Raw genomic sequence first — 20,101 nt, forward strand, 5'->3', positions numbered from 1 at the left:
TTTTAAAAATAAAATACTGTATTAATTAAGTTAGTCTTTGTATTTTTCATGCCGCAAAATTATATAATAGACAGTTTCATTACTTAAAAAAAATGACTTTAGATTTTTAAAAATCGACATAAATATATGATTTTCAATATTGTTATAGTATTTCTTGCATTTTTTGAAAATAAAGAATTGAAAAGTATATTTTAAGATTAAACATTAAAAGACATTATATATTGAAGTATTATTATTACATTTGTAAAAGTAAACCTCAAAAATCCAATATGAAAGTCTCACAGATTATATTATTTGTAATAATCATTTTAAGTTCATTACTCCATACCAACAAATTATATGCTGACTATTCATATAGCCAGATATATTTACCGTCTGATGTTCCTTCGGTAGTTCATTGCATTTTTAAAGACAAATATGGGTTTATATGGATGGGCACAAGAGCAGGTCTGTTCAGATATGACGGCCAGAATATCAAAGATTACAATAAGGATAAAAACTCACCGTTAGGAAGCTATATCTATAAAATATTCCAAGACAATAACGGACATTTATGGGTACTTACCAATAAAGGTATTTGTATATACGATTACTCAATAAATGGATTCAGCATAATAGAAAACGATGATAAATCTCCACTGATAGCTTCAAGTGCCATCGTCAATAAAGGAGAAATCATATTGGGAGGAAAAAATTTCATTTATACCTACGACATATATAAAAAGAAAATAAAAGATCTTATATCATTCAACCTGCCCAATGATTATAATGTATCAAATATGATTCTTTCCGGCACTGATACACTAATATGTAGCGACAGATGGTACGGAATGAGAATAGTTGACTTGAAATCAAAAAAATCATACGCTGCTTTTCCTGAATGTGGAAATGATATAATATGCACATATCAGGACAATGAAGGGAAAATCTGGATTTCTTCGTATAATAAAGGGGTACACTGCTATGATAAAAAACTCAGATTTCTTAATTACTATTCAAAAAAGAATTCAGGAATAAGCAGTGATATTGTCCTGAGTATTATTGAACACAAGGGCGAAATATGGTTTGGTTCTGATGGAGACGGAATTTCCGTGCTAAACCAAGAAAGTGGAATTTTTAAAGTTCTAAAACATATACCAAGCGAAAACAACTATTCTTTACCTTCAAATTCTATAATATGTCTGTATGAAGATTATTATGGAAATGTATGGATAGGCAGTATTTACTATGGAGCCATATGTATGCATGAAGTTTCGATGAGGACATATAAAGATGTCCTTCTTGGTGACAATAGCGGACTGACAAACTGTACCGCACTGTATTTATTTAAGGAAGGAAACGACAGGCTGTGGATTGGTACAAATGGCGGAGGATTAAATATGTACAATCTTAGTAATGGAAAATTTTCTCATTTCCCATCTACCATAGGTGATAAAGTAACTTCTATCTGCGATTTTGGAAAGAATAAGCTCCTTATATTTAATTTTGCCGAGGGAATTTTTGTTTTTGATACAGTCACAGGAACAAAAAAACCTTTTATACTTATAGATAAAAAAACTAACGAAGAACTTTGTAACCACGGTAATTCCGTTTTCATATACAGAAATACTCCTAAATCTATATTGTTCCTTGCGAATTTTGTATATTGGTATGACGAAGAGACCGGAAAATTTGATACTATTAAAGAAAAAAATAATGTTGACCTTGGTATCGGTTCTCTGGTTGCCATAGGAAATGACTCCATCTATACATACATTAACGATATAAATAATGTTTACAGACTGGATAACAGGACCAAAACATTGGAAATGATTTTCAAAGTTTCAAACGATGTTTCAATTACATCAGTAAGCATGGACAATTCAGGGATAATTTGGGTTGGAACAGATAAAGGATTAATCAGATACGACAACAAGAATCACACACACGAGTGGGTAAAAACAGAACTGTTCAATCGTGTATCTTCTGTAGTATGTGTAAACAATAAAGTATTGGTAGGAGCCGAATCCATGCTTTTCTGTTGGGATATAGATAAACAGAAGTTTTTGTTTTACGGAGAATCGGACGGCGTGATGCCTAATGAATATATGCCTAGCTCGAAATTCGTAAATTCTGACGGACGGATTTTTATGGGCGGAGTAAGAGGATTATTAAAAATAGACAAACTGCAGGATTATGAGAGTACGTCTGCACTTTCTCTGAATCTTTCTGAAATAGAGCTTAACGGCATGAAAACTTTTTTTTCTACCGATGGCCAAATACCGGAACTGAAGATGTCTGAATCAGGTAGCTTGATTATAAGGGTATTTGCTAACGGTGAAGATATTTTCAGAAAGAAAATGTATAAATTTCAAATATATGGACCTGATATAAAAAAGAATATCGAGACATACAGATCAGAGCTTGCTTTGCATTCATTATCGGCAGGTAAATACCGGATATTGGTATCATGCAATACAAAAGATGGTAATCAGACAAACGAAAAATGTATTCTGACACTTAAGGTCATTCCACCATGGTATAAGACCAAATGGTTTTTCCTGTCATGCATTCTGCTTTTGGTATTAGTATTCATTTACATAAACATTTTGATAGTCAGAAAAAAGACAGAAAAACACAATCTTATAATCAAAGAACGTGAAAAGCAAATGTATGAGGATAAAATTCGTTTCCTTATAAATATAAGCCATGAATTAAGAACCCCTCTTACGCTAATACATGCACCATTACAGAGAATATTGAAAACTCTGGATATGGAAAATCCATTATTGCTTCCTCTGAAGGGTATCTACAGGCAGACTCAACGCATGAAGAATCTTATAAATATGGTACTTGACGTGAGGAAAATGGAAGTTGGCAGCGGAAAACTCAATTTAAGTATAACTGATGTGAACGAATATGTAAAATACATAGGTCAGGATTTCATAGAGGAAGCAAAAGCCATTGGAGCCAATGTTGTGTTCAAGCTAGATAATTCTGCAGGTGAAATAGAAGTGGACAAACAGAAATTTGACAGCATACTTACAAATCTACTAATCAATGCTCTGAAACATTCTTTCAGTGGTGGGATTATAACTATATCTACAGAAAACATTGTTGAAAGTGATTCCGTAAAAATATCAGTATCCGATCAGGGACATGGACTTAAAGGAACAGATCCATCAATGCTCTTCAGACGGTTTTATCAAGGAGCCGGCGAAGAGACCGGAACAGGAATAGGATTGTCATACTCAAAAATCCTGGTTGAAATGCATGGAGGAAAGATTGGGGCATACAACAATGAGGATAAAGGTGCAACATTCTTTTTCGAGCTTCCAAGAAGACAGGATGACACTAAGGCTTACGAGCCTAAACAGTATATGAATGAACTGATATTCGACTTTAACGGAGATGATAAATCAGAAGGGACGAAACTTACTGACATGGATACATTGTCTTATACTGTTATGATAGTAGATGATAATGCCGACTTGAGAAGTTTCCTAAAATCGGTACTGAAAGAGTATTTCAAAAAAGTCATTACTGCTTCCGAAGGTGAAGAAGCCCTGTTACTTATAAAAAGCCATTTACCGGATATTGTAATAAGTGACGTTATGATGCCAGGCATGAACGGATATCAGTTATGCAAATCAATTAAACAGGACTTTTCAATAAGCCATTTGCCTGTAATTCTGTTGACTGCAAAGGACGATAACGAAAGCAGAATAAACGGTTATAAAAATGGAGCTGACGACTATATCCTGAAACCGTTTGATATTGATATGCTTCTGGAGGTCATTAAAAACAGGCTCAGAAACAGAGACATAGCACGTAAAGCATATTCAGATACAGGGAAACTGCCTACAGCAGAATCTACAACATTCAGCCAGGTAGATGAATCGTTTATCCTTAAAATGAATTCAGTTATCAATAATCATATGAGTGATCCGGAATTGGGAGTACACACCATTTGCAAAGAACTTGGAATGAGCCGCACTTCGGTATATAGCAAATTGAAAAATCTTACCAATATGGGAATAAACGATTATATTAGTAAGGTCAGGATGGAGAAAGCCATTGAACTACTTCTGGAAACCGACATGTCGTTTGTGGAAATCGCTGTAAGTGTAGGATTTACTTCGCAAAGCTATTTCAGCACAGCATTTAAGCAATATACAGGAAAAACGCCTACGGCATATAAAAAAGAGATGAAAAAACAATACCGATAATTCTTAAAAAAATAACTGGTCAGGTGAGTTTGATATTTTCACCTGACCAGTTGTCTTATTTAAATAAATTCTATTATAAATCCCCTTTCTTCAATACTGTGCAGCCTTTTGCTTCAAGCACTGCCAGGCATGCCTTGAGGTCGTTAGGCTTTATCACCACGTGTGCCTTGTCATTTTGGGCAAAAGCATACATATATTCTATAAAGATTTTCTCTTCTGCCAGATACTCCAGAATCACAGCTAGGGAACCGGGAGTATTGTCGCAACTGAGGCAGATAACTTCGGTTGACATAACGGCAAAGTTCTGTGCACGCAATACCTCAACAGCCTTATCTACATCAGATACTATAAGGCGTAGAATTCCGAAATCTGTTGTCTCTGCCATACTGAAGGCATGCATGTTTATGCCGTTCTGTCCCAATGTGCGGACTACATCGTTTATTCTTCCTGTCTTGTTTTCCAGGAATACAGATAATTGCTTTATAGTCATGTTACTTTAATTAAAAATGAAAAATTAAAAATTAAGAGCGTCTCACACCAACTTACGGTTATCTATCACCCTCTTCGATTTTCCCTGACTGCGGGCTATGCTGTTAGGTTCAACCAACTTGACATCGGCACTGATAGAAAGTACACTCTTCAGTTTGTCGGCAAGTGATTTCTTCAAGGCAAGCATTGCTCCTATATCATCGCTGAAGAAATCGCGACGCACTTCAACCTGTATTTCCAGAGTATCAAGATTGCCTTTGCGGTCAACTATCAACATATACTGAGGTTCGAATTCCTTCATCTCGAGGATGACACTTTCCACCTGTGAAGGGAACACATTGATACCGCGGATAATGAGCATATCATCACTTCGTCCCATGATAGGAGTCATACGCACTGATGTACGTCCGCACGGACACGGAGTGTCAATAAGAGATGTCAGGTCTTTAGTGCGGTAACGGAGCAATGGCATTCCTTCTTTGGTAAGTGTAGTAAAGACGAGTTCACCCTGCTGTCCGTAAGGCAATGGCTGAAGTGTGTTAGGGTCGATTATCTCCGGGAAGAAATGGTCTTCGTTGATATGCGATCCGTTCTGCTCCTGACACTCGTATGATACACCAGGTCCCATTATTTCGCTCAGACCATAGATATTGTAACCTTTCAGTCCGAGACGTTCTTCTATTTCCTTACGCATATTTTCTGTCCACGGTTCTGCACCGAAAGCACCGATACGAAGACCAAGATCATTCTTGGTAAGCCCCATCTTCTCCATCACTTCTGACAGATACATGGCATACGATGGTGTACATGCTATACCGGTAATCTTCAGATCGCGGATAAGACGGATGTGTTTTTCTGTGTTACCTGTAGATGCAGGTATAACCGTTGCTCCAAGATTTTCCACCCCGTAGTGTGCTCCCAAACCACCGGTGAAGAGTCCGTAACCGTAACTAACCGAGAATGTATCATCACGAGTAACTCCGTATGCCGTGAGACAGCGTGACATCACTTCCGACCAAATAGCAAGGTCTTTACGCGTATATCCCACAATAGTAGGATTACCTGTTGTACCTGAAGACGCGTGTACACGTACTATCTCCGATGCGGGTGCAGCCTGCAATCCATACGGATAGTTATCACGCAAGTCCTGTTTGGTAGTGAAAGGAAGTTTCACTATATCGTCAATACTACGGATATCATCGGGAGACAAGTCCATCTCCTGCATTTTCTTTCTGTAGAACGGGACATTATGATAAACATATGTCACCAGTTTCTGAAGTCTTTTCCCCTGCAGCTCGCGCATCTGTTCGCGAGGCATACATTCCTTATTCTCATTCCAAAACATGGGTATTATCTTTAATCGTTAATGTTATATTTGCAAATGTAATTATATAGGATGGTCTGCCTTAAAGGCTTTCATTCGTTCTTCAAGAACAGGATAAAGTTCTTCCCTCATGCGAGATGTGCATGCACGTACTCCCTGCTGATCGCTTCCTGTTGTGGAAAGTGAAATACTGCTGACTCCATAATACATAAGTTCCTCGAGCAACTCTCCTCCTGTCATGCCTGGATACCCCAAAGTGAAGAAGAAACCGTCACCAACCTTTTGGTGTACATCATAATCGTAAACAATACTGAATCCGTTGTCGGTAAATATCTGTTTCATTCTGCGTGCGCGACGTTCATACTCACGTGTATCCTCTACGAAGTCTATCACTCCTTCAACGGATTTATTCAGCATTTCCGCCATGGCATACTGTGTTGTGGCAGTACATCCGGAAGTTATCATATACATGATGGATGCAATGAATGTAGGCCCGAATATTCCAGAGTCCTCATATCTCTCTGCAAGTGCAGGATACTGTTTGTCGAAAAGCTTGTCAGAAATACATGCCAATGCAATACGCTGACCGGCATAACTGAAGATTTTCGAAGCAGAAAGCATAAGGATATAATTGTCGGTATATCTTGCTACTGTAGGCACGTACGGCTCCTGATACGGACGACCGAACGGACTGCGGAAGTCCATACAGAAATATGCCTGGTCTTCCATCACTATTGTATCATACTTAGTGGCAAGTTCGCCTATTATCTTCAGTTCATCCTCATCCAGACAGAACCATGCAGGATTATTCGGATTGGAATATACTATCGCGGCTATATCTCCGTCAACCATCATGCTTTCCAGTTTAGCACGAAGAGCCTCACCACGGTAATTATATATATCAAAAAGTTTCCATTTGATACCGAGAATACGCAACTGCGATTTCTGGATAGGAAAACCTGGATCTATGAACAGAACCTTGTCCTTTCCAGGAATGCGCTGTGTACATGCTATGAATGCTCCGAACGATGCAGCCACAGAACCTGTAGTTGGCAGACATGCATGCGGGGAAATGTCAATATTTATGAATGCCCTTACGAAACGAGATGCCGCATCCTTGAGTTCCTGAACTCCGGCTGCAGCGGGATACTGTGCCCCCAATCCTTTGTCGAGGGCAGCCTTTTCGGCTTCAATTCCTATTTTGTTGGCAGGCAGCCCCGGAGAACCCTGGTCCATACGGATGAAAGGTATGCCTGTAAGCTGCTCCAAACGTGATGCCACAAGCAGAACATCGCCTATAGTAGCATTGCGTAGGTCGGCAACCTTCATCTCTTTTACCACCTGCTCTACTAATTCTTTACTGAAGACTTTACTCATAATAGTTTTTGTCTTAAATTATTCATTTGGAAGCTGCAGCCTCATAACCTATATTAAAAGCACGATGGTTCATTTCTACTACAGCCTCACCCTTGGATCCGAAAATTCGTTCTATACTGTCATAAAGAGTTTTCTTGTCCAAAATCTTAAAACAGGCAGCTGCCGCACCTAAGAGAATCACGTTTCCGCATTTAGGCATATTGTTTTCCTTGGCTATAGCATCAATATCAAGCGAAACCACATTTGGAAGAGAATTAAGCTCTGCCATTACAGCATCAACATCCGGATAATTCGGAATATTCTTGAACGGAGTGGAAGATGTTATAATCCATCCGTCCTTGGCAAGATATGGCAGATAACGCAAAGCTTCCATCGGTTCAAGAGAAATAATCATATCTGCTCCTCCAAGAGGAATAAGGTCGGAAGCTATAGGTTTGTCCGACAGACGGAGGTTTGACTGAACATCACCGCCGCGCTGGCTCATACCGTGAACCTCAGCCTGTTTCAGATTAAGTCCGCTGCGTGTGGCAGCCTCGCCTATTATGGTTGCGATGGAGAGGATACCTTGTCCTCCCACACCGGAAAGAATTATATCTGTTTTCATTGTTTTTCGGCTCTTTTCTGTTTCAACTTACGGTTCAGTGTCTGCATACATTCTCTACGTGGGATAATCACTGATACACCGTTATACTCAATCTCTTCACGTATAATACGTGTAATTTCGTCCATGTTCTTAGGCAGCGGCACTACTACACGCACATGTTCCGGCTCAACCCCAAGACCAAGGCAGATAGCCTCGAACTTGTTTGTTCCTGCTGAATCCTGACCGCCTGTCATGGCAGTGGTTAGATTGTCAGAAATTACTACAACGATATTAGACTTATCATTCACAGCATCAAGAAGTCCTGTCATACCGGAATGAGTGAAAGTAGAATCGCCGATAATGGCTATTGAAGGGAACTGACCTGCATCGGCTGCACCTTTAGCCATGGTGATAGAAGCACCCATATCTACACAGCTGTGCAAAGCACGGAAAGGAGGAAGTGCTCCTAAAGTGTAACAACCTATATCACCGAAAATTTTTGTATCGGCATACTCGGCAGCCACTTTATTCAGAGCGTCATACACATCACGATGTCCGCATCCGTTACAAAGTGCAGGCGGACGTGGAACTACATTCTGAGCCGAAGGATATACTTCTGTGTCATCCATACCTAATCCGGATTTTACATAATCAGGATTGAGTTCACCTGTGCGAGGCAATGCTCCGCTCAATCGTCCTTTAACCACATACTGCGAAGGCAATACACCTCGAAGCTGTTCTTCCACGAAAGGCTGTCCGTCTTCAACCACCAATATTTCCTTACATGAATTTGCCAAAGCTATTATCTTATCTGTAGGAAGAGGATATTGTGATACCTTGACAACCGGATAAGGACATCCGTCAGGGTAATTTTCCATTACATAATTATATCCAATACCGCAAGCCACAATTCCCAAATCAGCCTTTTCGGAAGATATGTTCTCCGCTTTATTGAAAGGTGACTCTTCAGAAAGTTGGCGCAACACTGGCTGAAGTCCAATTACTTCCTTATTGCGACGACGTGCATTAGCCGGCAAAAGGACCCAATTGGCAGGAGAAGAAGCTCTACCTGTAGAAGTTACCTCGGAAGCCTCATCTTTAACAGCTACATTGGCACGCGAATGTGCCATGCGTGTGGTAATTCTCATAAGTACAGGAGTTCCCTCACGCTCTGACATTTCAAAAGCATACTGCATCATATCGTATGCCTCCTGCTGTGACGAAGGTTCAAGGATAGGAATCATGGCAAACTTGCCGTAGAATCTTGAATCCTGCTCATTCTGCGACGAATGCATTGAAGGATCATCAGCAGCTACTACCACTACTCCCCCATTTGTCCCTGTCATACCGGAATTGACAAAAGCATCGGCACATACATTCATACCTACGTGCTTCATACACACCAAAGCACGCTTGCCGACATAACTTACTCCAAGAGCTGCTTCCATAGCGGTCTTTTCGTTAGTACACCAGCTGCTGTGTAATTTCCGTTCTTTTGCCAAAGGATGTTCCTGTATATATTCTGTTATTTCTGTAGAAGGCGTACCCGGATAAGCATATACTCCGGAGATACCTGCATGAATGGCTCCCAAAGCTATAGCCTGGTCGCCCAAGAGTAATAATTTCTTATTGTTTTCCATATTTCGAGTTATACTATTTCAAAAGGATCGGCATCGTTCAATACCGGGAATTTCTTGCGGAATGCTTCCAATTCCGACATATCTATTTCTACAACAGCCTCGCAAGCCTTGCCGTCTTCACAAGCTTCGATTATTTTTCCGTATGGATCAATTACGGCACTTCCTCCTATGTAATCGCAGTTCGGATCTTTACCTACTCTATTAACCCCCACTACATAACACTGGTTTTCTATGGCTCTCGCCTTGAGAAGCATCTTCCAGGCTTCTACACGTGGAGTAGGCCAACTTGCAACATAGAAAGCAATATCATAATCATTCCTATTACGACTCCATACAGGGAAACGCAGGTCATAACAAATTTGCAGCAAGATCCTTACATCCTTATAATTGACTATAACACGTCGTGTTCCGGCTGTAAAGTGCTTGTGTTCTCCACCGTAAGTAAACAAATGTTTCTTGTCATACCATTCCACTGTTCCTCCTGGATGTACAAAATAGAATCTGTTATAATACTGACCTTTTTCCTCCAACGCTATACTGCCGGCAATAGCACATTTCTTGCGCTGCGCCGTATGTTTCATCCACTCTAAGGTTTTGGAATCGGATTTTTCCGCAATACCTTCCGGATTAGTACAAAAACCGGTAGAAAACATTTCAGGCAATACGAAAATATCAACACCTTCATATCTGTTTATAATTTCGTCTGCTTTTTCGATGTTGGCCGAAGGATTGGCCCAAACAATATCCGTTTGTAAAATAACTATTTTCATGCTTTTCACATTTAGAAGAGCCCAAAGGTAACAATTTAATGATAACTCACAAAAAATTACGACATTTTATTTGACATTTGCAAACATTTGAATACTTTTGATAGCAGAAGAGGACATTTGGCACAATAAAAAAGATTTCAAAAGAGACACACATAGGGTTATTTAAGCAAAAAGTATCATACATATATTAATATATTCCGAAATGTTTCTTATTTTTGTACCAAAATATAGTTAATATATAAGAAATGAACGTATTAGAACTAAGTGAACAGGAAATTATCAGACGCAACAGTCTGAATGAGATGAGAGCTATGGGCATAGACCCGTATCCTGCAGCAGAGTATGTAACAAACGCATTTTCTACTGATATAAAAGATGAATTCAAAGACGATGAGGCAGAACCTCGCATGGTTTCTGTAGCCGGACGTATTATGTCACGCCGTGTAATGGGTAAAGCTTCTTTCATTGAATTACAAGATTCCAAAGGCCGTATTCAGGTTTATATCACTCGCGATGACATCTGTCCTGATGAAAATAAGGATTTATACAATGTAGTTTTCAAACGTTTACTTGATTTGGGCGACTTTGTCGGTATCGAAGGTTTCGTATTCCGCACTCAGATGGGTGAAATCTCAATCCACGCAAAGAAACTTACAGTTCTATCTAAATCAATCAAACCGCTTCCTATCGTAAAATATAAAGATGGAGTGGCTTACGACAAGTTCGAAGATCCTGAACTCCGTTACCGCCAGCGTTATGTTGACCTCGTGGTAAACGACGGAGTGAAAGACATATTCCTCAAGCGCAACAAAGTATATAATTCAATGCGCGAATACTTCAACTCTAAAGGCTATATCGAAGTTGAAACTCCTATTCTTCAAGCTATCGCAGGTGGTGCGGCTGCACGTCCGTTCATCACTCACCACAATGCGCTTGACATTCCTTTGTACATGCGTATCGCCAGCGAGCTATACCTGAAACGTCTTATCGTGGGTGGTTTCGAAGGTGTATATGAAATCGGTAAGAACTTCCGTAACGAAGGTATGGACCGCACACACAATCCGGAATTCACTTGTATGGAAATATATGTAGCATACAAGGACTACAACTGGATGATGAAATTTACTGAAAACATGATTGAAAAGATCTGTCTTGACGTAAACGGTACTACAGAAGTGAAGGTGGGCGACAATATCATCAACTTCAAGGCTCCATTCAAGCGTGTGACTATGCTTGATTCTATCAAGGAATTCACAGGCTATGACCTTACAGGTATGAACGAAGACCAGATTCGTGAAGTTTGCAAGAAGCTCAATATGGAAATTGACGATACTATGGGTAAAGGCAAGCTTATCGACGAAATCTTCGGCGAATTCTGCGAAGGCAACTACATACAGCCTACATTCATCACTGACTACCCTATCGAAATGTCTCCGCTTACTAAGCGTCACCGCAGCAATCCTGACTTGACAGAACGTTTCGAACTTATGGTTAACGGTAAGGAATTGTGTAACGCTTACTCAGAGCTTAACGACCCTATCGACCAGCTTGAACGTTTCGAAGAGCAGATGAGACTTAGCGAAAAGGGAGACGACGAAGCTATGATTATCGACAAAGACTTCGTTCGCGCACTTGAATACGGTATGCCTCCTACATCAGGTATGGGTATCGGTATGGACCGTCTTGTAATGCTTATGACAGGTCAGAGTACAATTCAGGAAGTATTGTTCTTCCCTCAGATGAGACCTGAAAAGGTGATACCAAAGGATGCTCCTGCTAAATTCATGGAAATAGGTGTTCCGGAAGAATGGGTAGCACTGATCCAGAAAGCCGGATACAACATGGTAGCCGACATGAAGGACGTAAATCCTCAGAAACTTCACATGGACATCTGCGGAGTAAACAAGAAGTATAAACTTGAGCTTAAGAATCCTACAGTTGACGAAGTCAGCAATTGGATACAGAATATAAAATAAGTATTTAGGTTTTTAAGTTTGTAAGTATCTGATTTGGTTCAGGACTTACAAACTTAAAGACTTTATGACTTAAAAAACCAATAAAACAATTACCAAAGTGAAATTCCCTGGTAAAATAGCTATTATGGGAGGAGGTAGCTGGGCCACAGCTATCGCAAAGATTATTCTTACCCAAGCCGAATCAATAAACTGGTATATGCGTAGGGACGACAGAATAGAAGATTTCAAACGTCTCGGGCATAATCCGGCTTATCTGACCAGTGTACGCTTCAACGTAAAGAATATCAACTTTTCATCAGATATAAATAAGGTAGTAAGAGAATCAGACACACTGATTTTCGTTACTCCATCACCTTACCTTAAAAGTCATCTAAAGAAACTGAAAACAAAAATCAAGGACAAATTCATAGTAACAGCCATAAAAGGTATCGTTCCTGACGAGAATCTTATTGTTTCTGACTATTTTAATAAGGTATATGATGTTCCTGAAGAAAACATTGCCGTATTGGCAGGTCCGTGCCATGCAGAGGAAGTGGCACTTGAACGCCTTTCTTACCTTACCGTTGGCTGTAAGGACATTGAAAAGGCAAAAATCTTTGCACAACAACTGGCAGGTCATTACATTAAAACTTCAGTAAATACCGATGTGGCTGGTATTGAATATGCTTCAGTATTGAAAAACGTTTATGCTATTGCAGCAGGTATATGCAGCGGTCTGAAATACGGAGACAATTTCCAGGCGGTACTAATTTCCAACGCTATTCAAGAAATGAACCGTTTCCTGAATACAGTACATCCAGTGGACAGATGCACCAACGATTCTGCCTATCTTGGCGACTTGCTGGTGACAAGCTATTCCAATTTCAGCCGCAACCGTGTTTTCGGTACGATGATAGGAAAAGGATACTCTGTGAAAAGTGCACAGATAGAAATGGAAATGATTGCCGAAGGTTATTACGGAACAAAATGTATCAAGGAACTGAACAAACATTTACACGTTAATATGCCTATAGTTGATGCTGTCTATAACATATTGTACGAACGCATAAATCCTATGATAGAAATAAAGCTTTTAACAGACTCATTCAGATAAACTTTTGAATATGGAAAATATTAAATTAAACATCGAAAATTCTGCCAGCTTCATGGCAGAAGGCAAATTGGCTTCTTACGAGCCATTGGTTAAGACTTATATGGAAACTCTTGAAAAAGGTACAGGACTTGGAAACGACTTCCTGGGCTGGCTTCACCTTCCATCTTCTATAACAAAAGAACATATCGAAGACATCAAAGCTACAGCAGCTGTTCTTCGTGAAAACTGCGAAGTAGTGGTTGTTGCAGGTATCGGTGGTAGCTATCTTGGTGCACGTGCCGTTATCGAAGCTATGTCTGACAGCTTCCAGTGGTTGAAAGAAAAGAAAGCGGGCGAACCTACTATCGTTTTCGCAGGACACAACATCGGCGAAGACTATCTTTATGAACTGACAAGCTTCTTGAAAGACAAGAAATTCGGTGTAATCAACATATCAAAATCAGGTACTACAACAGAAACTGCTCTTGCTTTCCGTCTTCTTAAAAAGCAATGCGAAGACCAGCGCGGCAAGGAAATGGCACGCAAGGTTATCGTAGCCGTTACAGACGCAAAGAAAGGTGCTGCACGTGTAACAGCCGACAACGAAGGCTACAAATCATTCATCATCCCTGACAACGTAGGCGGACGTTTCTCTGTTCTTACTCCGGTAGGTTTGCTTCCTATCGCAGTAGCAGGCATCGACATCGAAAAGCTAGTTGAAGGTGCACGCAAAATGGAAGAAGTTTGTGCTAACGAAAATATGTACGAAAACCCTGCTGCCCTTTATGCTGCAACTCGTAACGAGCTCTACCGCAACGGCAAGAAGATTGAAATTTTGGTTAACTTCCAGCCAAAACTACATTACTTCAACGAATGGTGGAAACAGCTTTACGGCGAATCTGAAGGTAAGGACGGTAAAGGTATCTACCCAAGTTCAGTTGACTTCTCTACAGACCTTCACTCAATGGGTCAGTGGATTCAGGAAGGCGAACGTACTATCTTCGAAACAGTAGTATCTATAGAAACTCCTAACCACGAATTGCGTGTTCCTACAGACGAACAGAACCTTGACGGACTTAACTTCCTTGCAGGCAAGAGAGTTGACGAAGTAAACAAGATGGCTGAACTTGGTACTCAGTTGGCACACGTTGACGGTGGTGTTCCAAACATGAGAGTATCTGTTCCTGCATTGAACGAATACTACATCGGACAGTTGATTTACTTCTTCGAAAAAGCTTGTGGTATCAGCGGATATATCCTCGAAGTAAACCCATTCAACCAGCCTGGAGTTGAAGCATACAAGAAAAACATGTTTGCTCTGCTCAACAAACCTGGTTACGAAAAAGAATCAGAAGCTATTCAGGCTCGTCTGAAAAAATAAAGATTCATAAACTTACAGAAATAACAAGGCACGTACTACGGCATCGCTGTAATACGTGCCTTTAAATGATATAAAGCACAGGTAATGTTTGAACAAGCAATACAAAACTATTTGAAGGAAAAAGGACATAGCAAGATAAATCTAAAAGCCGTCCTGTTTGATATGGACGGTGTTTTGTTCGATTCAATGAAGAATCATGCAAAAGCATGGAACAAAGCCATGTCTATGTATGGTATGAATCTTAGCGAAGAAGAAGCATACATGCACGAGGGACGCACCGGAGCAAGTACTATTAATATAGTCTGCATGCGCGAAAGAGGCTGCAACGCAGATGAAGAAGAAATAAAGAAAATATACCAAACCAAAAGTGATATTTTCAACACTCTCCCAAAGGCTGAACCTATGCCGGGAGCCTATACTTTACTCCGTAATATCAAAGAATCCGGACTTCAGCCCGTGTTGGTCACAGGATCAGGACAACTGTCACTGATAGACAATCTGAACCATCATTTCCCCGGAATATTCCAAAAAGAATTCATGGTTACTGCATTCGACGTTAAATACGGCAAACCAAATCCTGAGCCATATCTTATGGGATTGAAAAAAGCAGGAATTGCACCAAACGAAGCTGTTGTAGTAGAAAATGCACCACTAGGGGTAAAAGCAGGAGTTGCAGCAGGTATATTTACAATAGCTGTAAATACAGGACCGTTACCAGACTCAGCACTGCTAGATGAAGGCGCAAACCTTCTGTTCGGTTCCATGCAGGAACTTTCTGAAAAATGGGATAATCTTAGAAAAGAAATAAACCTATAAAAGAAAAGCTGTCAAGTAGTCATATATACCTGACAGCTTTCACCTTAAATATCAAAGATAACAATATTAATTATATTACAAAAAGATTACTTCTTGACAATAAAGCGGCTCCAACAGCATTTGCCTTTTCTTTCAATTCGGACAATACGATATCCGAATCACGATACATCATATTCAAAGTATGTTTTCTGATTGCAGAAATAACCGGATGAAGAAGATAATCTCCTACCCTTGACAAATCACCGCCGATAATAACCTGTTCGGGATTGAATATATTAATCAATCCACCTATATGACGACCAAGCTTTTGTCCTATCTCTTCTACGAGTTCAATAGCAAGAACATCCTCTCTGTCAACAGCATTGAAAATATCGTCAAGCTCAATTTCTTCTATAGACTTTTCCTTCAATATTACGGAGCTTTCTCCATTTTTAAGTCTTTCGATAAATTTTCTATATAAAGCAGAGCAGGAAACTTCCGTTTCTATACATCCCTTCTTTCCACAATGACATATCTGCTGATTGTCATATCCGAAGTTATGTCCAAACTCTCCGGCAAATCCTGACATTCCATTGTATAATTTTCCGTCGATTATTATACCCATTCCCAATCCCCAACTTATATTAATGAAAATAAGGTTCTTCGGGCATTTTACAGAATGTAACATATACTCACCATAAGCAGTAGTCCTACTGTCATTATCAACACAGGCATTGATTCCAATCCTGTCGGTAATCATTTCGCTGATTGGTGTCTGTGCAAAATTGAATGTTCCATAGCTACATCCTGTCACAGGATTTACTCGTCCGTGCAATCCCAAACAAACATTGAGATATTTTTCTTTCTTGTAAGGTAACGAATCTATGTACAACAAAATTTCGTCACACATTTTATCCAGACATTCAACAGTATTTTCGCGTTTGAAAGGTATTTTGGTCTTAAAATCAACGATTTCACCTCTAAAATTAACCACGCAGAAGCTCAAATAAGTCTGTGCTGCTTCTACCCCCAGGAAATAGCCTGCATCGGGATTCAGACCATATAAATTAGGATGTCGCCCACCATTTGTTTCCAACTTACCATTATCATCTACATACCCGTCCTCGCACATTTCATCTATCAGTTTTGTAATAGTAGGAATACTTAAATCCATATCTTTAGAAAGGTCGGTTATTGTAGCATCACCATTGTATATAAAGTGAGTGATAATACGACGTTTCATCGTAGCACTCTTAGTTCCTTTCTTAATTTCATCCAATAGCCTCTGTCCCATATTTATAGTTTTTATAGTATATGCTACAAAAATAATAGTTTTTTTTAATATCACACCAATAAAAAATCTTTTTTTTTATTTGCCTTTCTAATTTATGATAGGTATCTTTGCATAGTTATCAAAATATTTTCATTACAAGAATATAGTTAACTAAATTTATAAACTAATAAAACCAAAAAAATCATGAGAGTAATTATCGAACCAGATTATCAGTCAATCTCTAATTGGGCTGCAAACTATGTTGCAAAAAAAATCAATGCAGCTAATCCTACAAAAGAAAAACCTTTCGTTTTGGGTCTTCCTACAGGTTCATCTCCACTTGGAATGTACAAAGCCCTGATTGAACTGAACAAACAGGGTAAGGTATCATTCAAGAACGTCGTTACATTCAACATGGACGAATACGTAGGCCTTCCTGAATCACACCCTGAAAGCTATCACTCTTTCATGTTCAATAACTTCTTCAATCATATAGACATCTGTAAAGAGAATATACATATACTGAACGGTAACGCAGCTGACCTTGAAGCTGAATGTGCCAACTACGAAAAGGAAATCGAAAAATTCGGTGGTATAGATTTGTTCCTTGGCGGTATCGGTCCTGACGGACACATTGCATTCAACGAACCGGGTTCATCACTTACATCACGTACACGCGTAAAGACTCTTACTACAGATACTATCATCGCAAACTCACGTTTCTTCGACAATGATGTAAACAAAGTTCCTAAGACAGCTCTTACTGTAGGTGTAGGAACAGTTCTTTCAGCAAAAGAAGTATTGATTATCTGTAACGGCCACAACAAGGCACGCGCATTGCAGCATGCAGTAGAAGGCGGTATCACACAGATGTGGACTATCAGTGCTTTGCAGATGCACCAGCACGGTATCATCGTATGCGACGAAGCTGCTACAGACGAACTTAAAGTAGGTACTTACAAATACTTCAAAGATATTGAAAAAGACAATCTTTAATTGATTTGGATAAACTTCGAAAGAGCAACTGAAAAATATAAAGCTGACAAGGCCTCTGTTACAATGTTTCTTATCCTGATGACAAACCTTGTCAACTTTTTTGGGTTTATCTTTGTTATATTAACAGAGTGACCTAAAAAAAATTCATTAACCTAACAAAAAAGGAGAAACTATGCGAACTAATCTTACATCGCAAATCTCGCTGAATAACGTATCAACACGTTATTATAAGCCTGAAAATGCTGTTGAACGTTCGGTAATCACAAGATTCGAAAAGATTACAACCAACATTTTCGAATCAATGGACGAAGGAACACAGCATATTGCAGATGAAATAATAGCAAAGATACAGGACAGACAGCGTGAAGGAAAGTTCTGTACAATAGCATTAGGTACAGGATCATCACTACGCCCATTGTTCACAGAGCTGATTCGCCGTCATAAAGACGAAGGCGTAAGCTTCAGAAATGTCATCTTGTTCAATCTGTATGAATTCTATCCTATAAACGAAGGTGCCGGAAGTACTTTCAGCCATCTGATGAAGCAGTTCATCTCGCAGGTTGACATCGACAGACAGAACATCTTCACAATGGAAGGCAGCATTCCTCAGGATGCAATCATCGACCATTGCAGACTATACGAACAAAGAATACAGACATTCGGAGGTATAGATATTGCTATTCTAGGAATAGGAAGAAAAGGAATCATAGGTATGAACGAACCTGGCTCGCAGGCCAGCTCATCTACACGCCTGATATTGCTTGACAGTACTTCACGTTCGGAAGCAGCTCACAACCTTGGTGTTGACAATCTTCCTCCTTGTTCCATTACAATGGGTATCAAAACCATTCTTGGTGCAAGAAAAGTATTCCTGCTAGCATGGGGTGAAGACAAAGCAGAAATCATACGCAAGACTGTAGAAGAAAAGATTACAGACACACTGCCGGCATCATACCTTCAGATGCACACTAACGCAGTGGTATGCACAGACCTTGCTGCCGCAGCTTATCTGACAAGAATACAACGCCCTTGGCTGGTTACAAACTGCGAATGGAATAACAAGCTTATCAGAAGCGCTATTGTTTGGTTGTGCCAGACATTAGGCAAACCTATCCTGAAACTGACCAACAAGGATTACAATGACAATGGTCTGAGTGAACTTCTTGCTCTTTACGGTTCTGCATACAATGTAAACATCAAGGTATTCAACGACCTTCAGCACACTATCACAGGATGGCCGGGCGGAAAGCCTAACGCTGACGACACTTACCGTCCTGAAAGAGCAAAACCATTCCCTAAAAGAGTTATCGTATTCTCTCCACACCCTGACGACGATGTCATTTCAATGGGTGGAACACTGAGACGACTTGTTCAGCAGGGACATGAAGTACACGTAGCATACCAGACTTCAGGAAATATTGCCGTAGGCGATGAAGAAGTTGTAAGATTCATGCACTTCATCAATGGTTTCAATCAGTTGTTCGACGACAACCAGAACCAGACTATCAGCGACAAGTACGCCGAAATAAAGAAGTTCTTTGCCGAAAAGAAAGAAGGCGACATGGACTCAAGAGACATTCTTACCATCAAGGGACTCATTCGTAGAGGTGAAGCACGTACAGCATGTACATACAACAATATTCCTTTGTCAAGATGTCACTTCCTCGACCTTCCATTCTACGAAACCGGTAAGATTGAAAAGAACCCTATCAGCCTTCCTGACATTGAAATAGTACTTAACCTTCTTAGAGAAGTAAAACCTCATCAGATTTATGTGGCAGGCGATTTGGCCGACCCTCATGGAACTCACAGGGTATGTACTGATGCCGTATTTGCAGCTATCGACGAAGAAAAGAATGCCGGAGCCGAATGGCTTAAAGACTGCAGAATATGGATGTATCGTGGAGCATGGGCAGAATGGGAAATAGAGAACATCGAAATGGCTGTTCCTCTGAGTCCTGAAGAATTGCGTGCAAAACGTAACTCAATCCTAAAACACCAGTCACAGATGGAAAGTGCTCCATTCCTTGGCAACGACGAACGTCTGTTCTGGCAAAGAAGTGAAGACCGTAACCGCGGAACTGCATCTCTTTACGACGGATTGGGACTGGCATGTTACGAAGCAATGGAAGCATTCGTTGAGTACAAGCCTCTATAAAAACAATATTAATTCCAATATAAAATCCTGCAAAGCTTTCTCTTTGCAGGATTTTTTGT

General features: G+C 39.9%; 14 protein-coding genes. 7 read left to right on the forward strand and 7 right to left on the reverse strand.

Annotated features, from left to right (window positions below; genetic code table 11):
* Nucleotides 1-269 precede the first annotated feature (269 nt).
* Nucleotides 270-4,208, forward strand: coding sequence for a hybrid sensor histidine kinase/response regulator transcription factor (locus OCV82_RS08105; RefSeq protein WP_154043943.1), 3,939 nt, complete (start codon nucleotides 270-272; stop codon nucleotides 4,206-4,208).
* Between the two features lie 73 nt (nucleotides 4,209-4,281).
* On the opposite strand, the gene OCV82_RS08110 is transcribed toward OCV82_RS08105, so the two are convergent.
* From OCV82_RS08110 to OCV82_RS08135, 6 genes are read right to left on the reverse strand one after another with little or no spacing between them, the layout of a single operon-like run.
* Nucleotides 4,282-4,698: an ACT domain-containing protein gene (locus OCV82_RS08110; RefSeq protein ID WP_154043944.1), complete on the reverse strand. Its 417-nt coding sequence runs from the start codon at nucleotides 4,696-4,698 to the stop codon at nucleotides 4,282-4,284.
* 42 nt (nucleotides 4,699-4,740) lie between these two features.
* The gene (locus tag OCV82_RS08115; RefSeq protein WP_154043945.1) at nucleotides 4,741-6,042 is read right to left on the reverse strand and encodes a phenylacetate--CoA ligase family protein; all 1,302 of its coding nucleotides are present in this window, start codon (nucleotides 6,040-6,042) and stop codon (nucleotides 4,741-4,743) included.
* A 42-nt stretch (nucleotides 6,043-6,084) separates the two neighbouring features.
* Nucleotides 6,085-7,398, reverse strand: a complete 1,314-nt coding sequence (locus OCV82_RS08120) for a pyridoxal phosphate-dependent aminotransferase (protein WP_262543286.1) — start codon at nucleotides 7,396-7,398, stop codon at nucleotides 6,085-6,087.
* A gap of 22 nt (nucleotides 7,399-7,420) precedes the next feature.
* Nucleotides 7,421-8,002, reverse strand: coding sequence for an indolepyruvate oxidoreductase subunit beta (locus tag OCV82_RS08125; RefSeq protein ID WP_154043947.1), 582 nt, complete (start codon nucleotides 8,000-8,002; stop codon nucleotides 7,421-7,423).
* Nucleotides 7,999-9,621, reverse strand: a complete 1,623-nt coding sequence (locus OCV82_RS08130; RefSeq protein ID WP_154043948.1) for a thiamine pyrophosphate-dependent enzyme — start codon at nucleotides 9,619-9,621, stop codon at nucleotides 7,999-8,001. The genes OCV82_RS08125 and OCV82_RS08130 overlap by 4 nt, the downstream gene beginning before the upstream one ends.
* An 8-nt stretch (nucleotides 9,622-9,629) precedes the next feature.
* Nucleotides 9,630-10,391, reverse strand: a complete 762-nt coding sequence (locus tag OCV82_RS08135) for an amidohydrolase (protein ID WP_154043949.1) — start codon at nucleotides 10,389-10,391, stop codon at nucleotides 9,630-9,632.
* Nucleotides 10,392-10,636: 245 nt separating this feature from the next.
* On the opposite strand from OCV82_RS08135, the gene lysS reads away from it, so the two are divergent.
* The 4 genes from lysS to OCV82_RS08155 all read left to right on the forward strand — a co-directional run bounded on the left by lysS (nucleotide 10,637) and on the right by OCV82_RS08155 (nucleotide 15,636).
* Nucleotides 10,637-12,367 carry a lysine--tRNA ligase gene (gene lysS / locus OCV82_RS08140; RefSeq protein ID WP_154043950.1) on the forward strand — a complete coding sequence of 577 codons (1,731 nt, stop codon included), beginning with the start codon at nucleotides 10,637-10,639 and terminating at the stop codon, nucleotides 12,365-12,367.
* Nucleotides 12,368-12,464: 97 nt separating this feature from the next.
* Nucleotides 12,465-13,460 carry an NAD(P)H-dependent glycerol-3-phosphate dehydrogenase gene (locus OCV82_RS08145; RefSeq protein ID WP_154043951.1) on the forward strand — a complete coding sequence of 332 codons (996 nt, stop codon included), beginning with the start codon at nucleotides 12,465-12,467 and terminating at the stop codon, nucleotides 13,458-13,460.
* A 10-nt stretch (nucleotides 13,461-13,470) separates the two neighbouring features.
* Nucleotides 13,471-14,820 carry a glucose-6-phosphate isomerase gene (locus tag OCV82_RS08150; protein WP_154043952.1) on the forward strand — a complete coding sequence of 450 codons (1,350 nt, stop codon included), beginning with the start codon at nucleotides 13,471-13,473 and terminating at the stop codon, nucleotides 14,818-14,820.
* Nucleotides 14,821-14,904: 84 nt separating this feature from the next.
* Nucleotides 14,905-15,636 carry an HAD-IA family hydrolase gene (locus OCV82_RS08155; protein ID WP_154043953.1) on the forward strand — a complete coding sequence of 244 codons (732 nt, stop codon included), beginning with the start codon at nucleotides 14,905-14,907 and terminating at the stop codon, nucleotides 15,634-15,636.
* A gap of 70 nt (nucleotides 15,637-15,706) precedes the next feature.
* Here the strand turns inward: OCV82_RS08155 and OCV82_RS08160 are convergent, their stop codons facing one another.
* Nucleotides 15,707-16,909 carry an ROK family transcriptional regulator gene (locus OCV82_RS08160; protein ID WP_154043954.1) on the reverse strand — a complete coding sequence of 401 codons (1,203 nt, stop codon included), beginning with the start codon at nucleotides 16,907-16,909 and terminating at the stop codon, nucleotides 15,707-15,709.
* 183 nt (nucleotides 16,910-17,092) lie between these two features.
* Between OCV82_RS08160 and nagB the strand changes: the two genes are divergently transcribed.
* Together nagB and OCV82_RS08170 are read left to right on the forward strand one after the other, a co-directional pair.
* Nucleotides 17,093-17,884: a glucosamine-6-phosphate deaminase gene (nagB, locus tag OCV82_RS08165; RefSeq protein WP_154043955.1), complete on the forward strand. Its 792-nt coding sequence runs from the start codon at nucleotides 17,093-17,095 to the stop codon at nucleotides 17,882-17,884.
* A 172-nt stretch (nucleotides 17,885-18,056) separates the two neighbouring features.
* Entirely contained in the window at nucleotides 18,057-20,042 is a 1,986-nt protein-coding gene (locus OCV82_RS08170; RefSeq protein WP_154043956.1) for a glucosamine-6-phosphate deaminase, read from the forward strand.
* The last annotated feature ends 59 nt before the right edge of the window (nucleotides 20,043-20,101 follow it).

Source organism: Bacteroides cellulolyticus, from assembly GCF_025567135.1.
In the GTDB taxonomy this organism is placed as follows: domain Bacteria; phylum Bacteroidota; class Bacteroidia; order Bacteroidales; family Bacteroidaceae; genus Phocaeicola; species Phocaeicola cellulolyticus.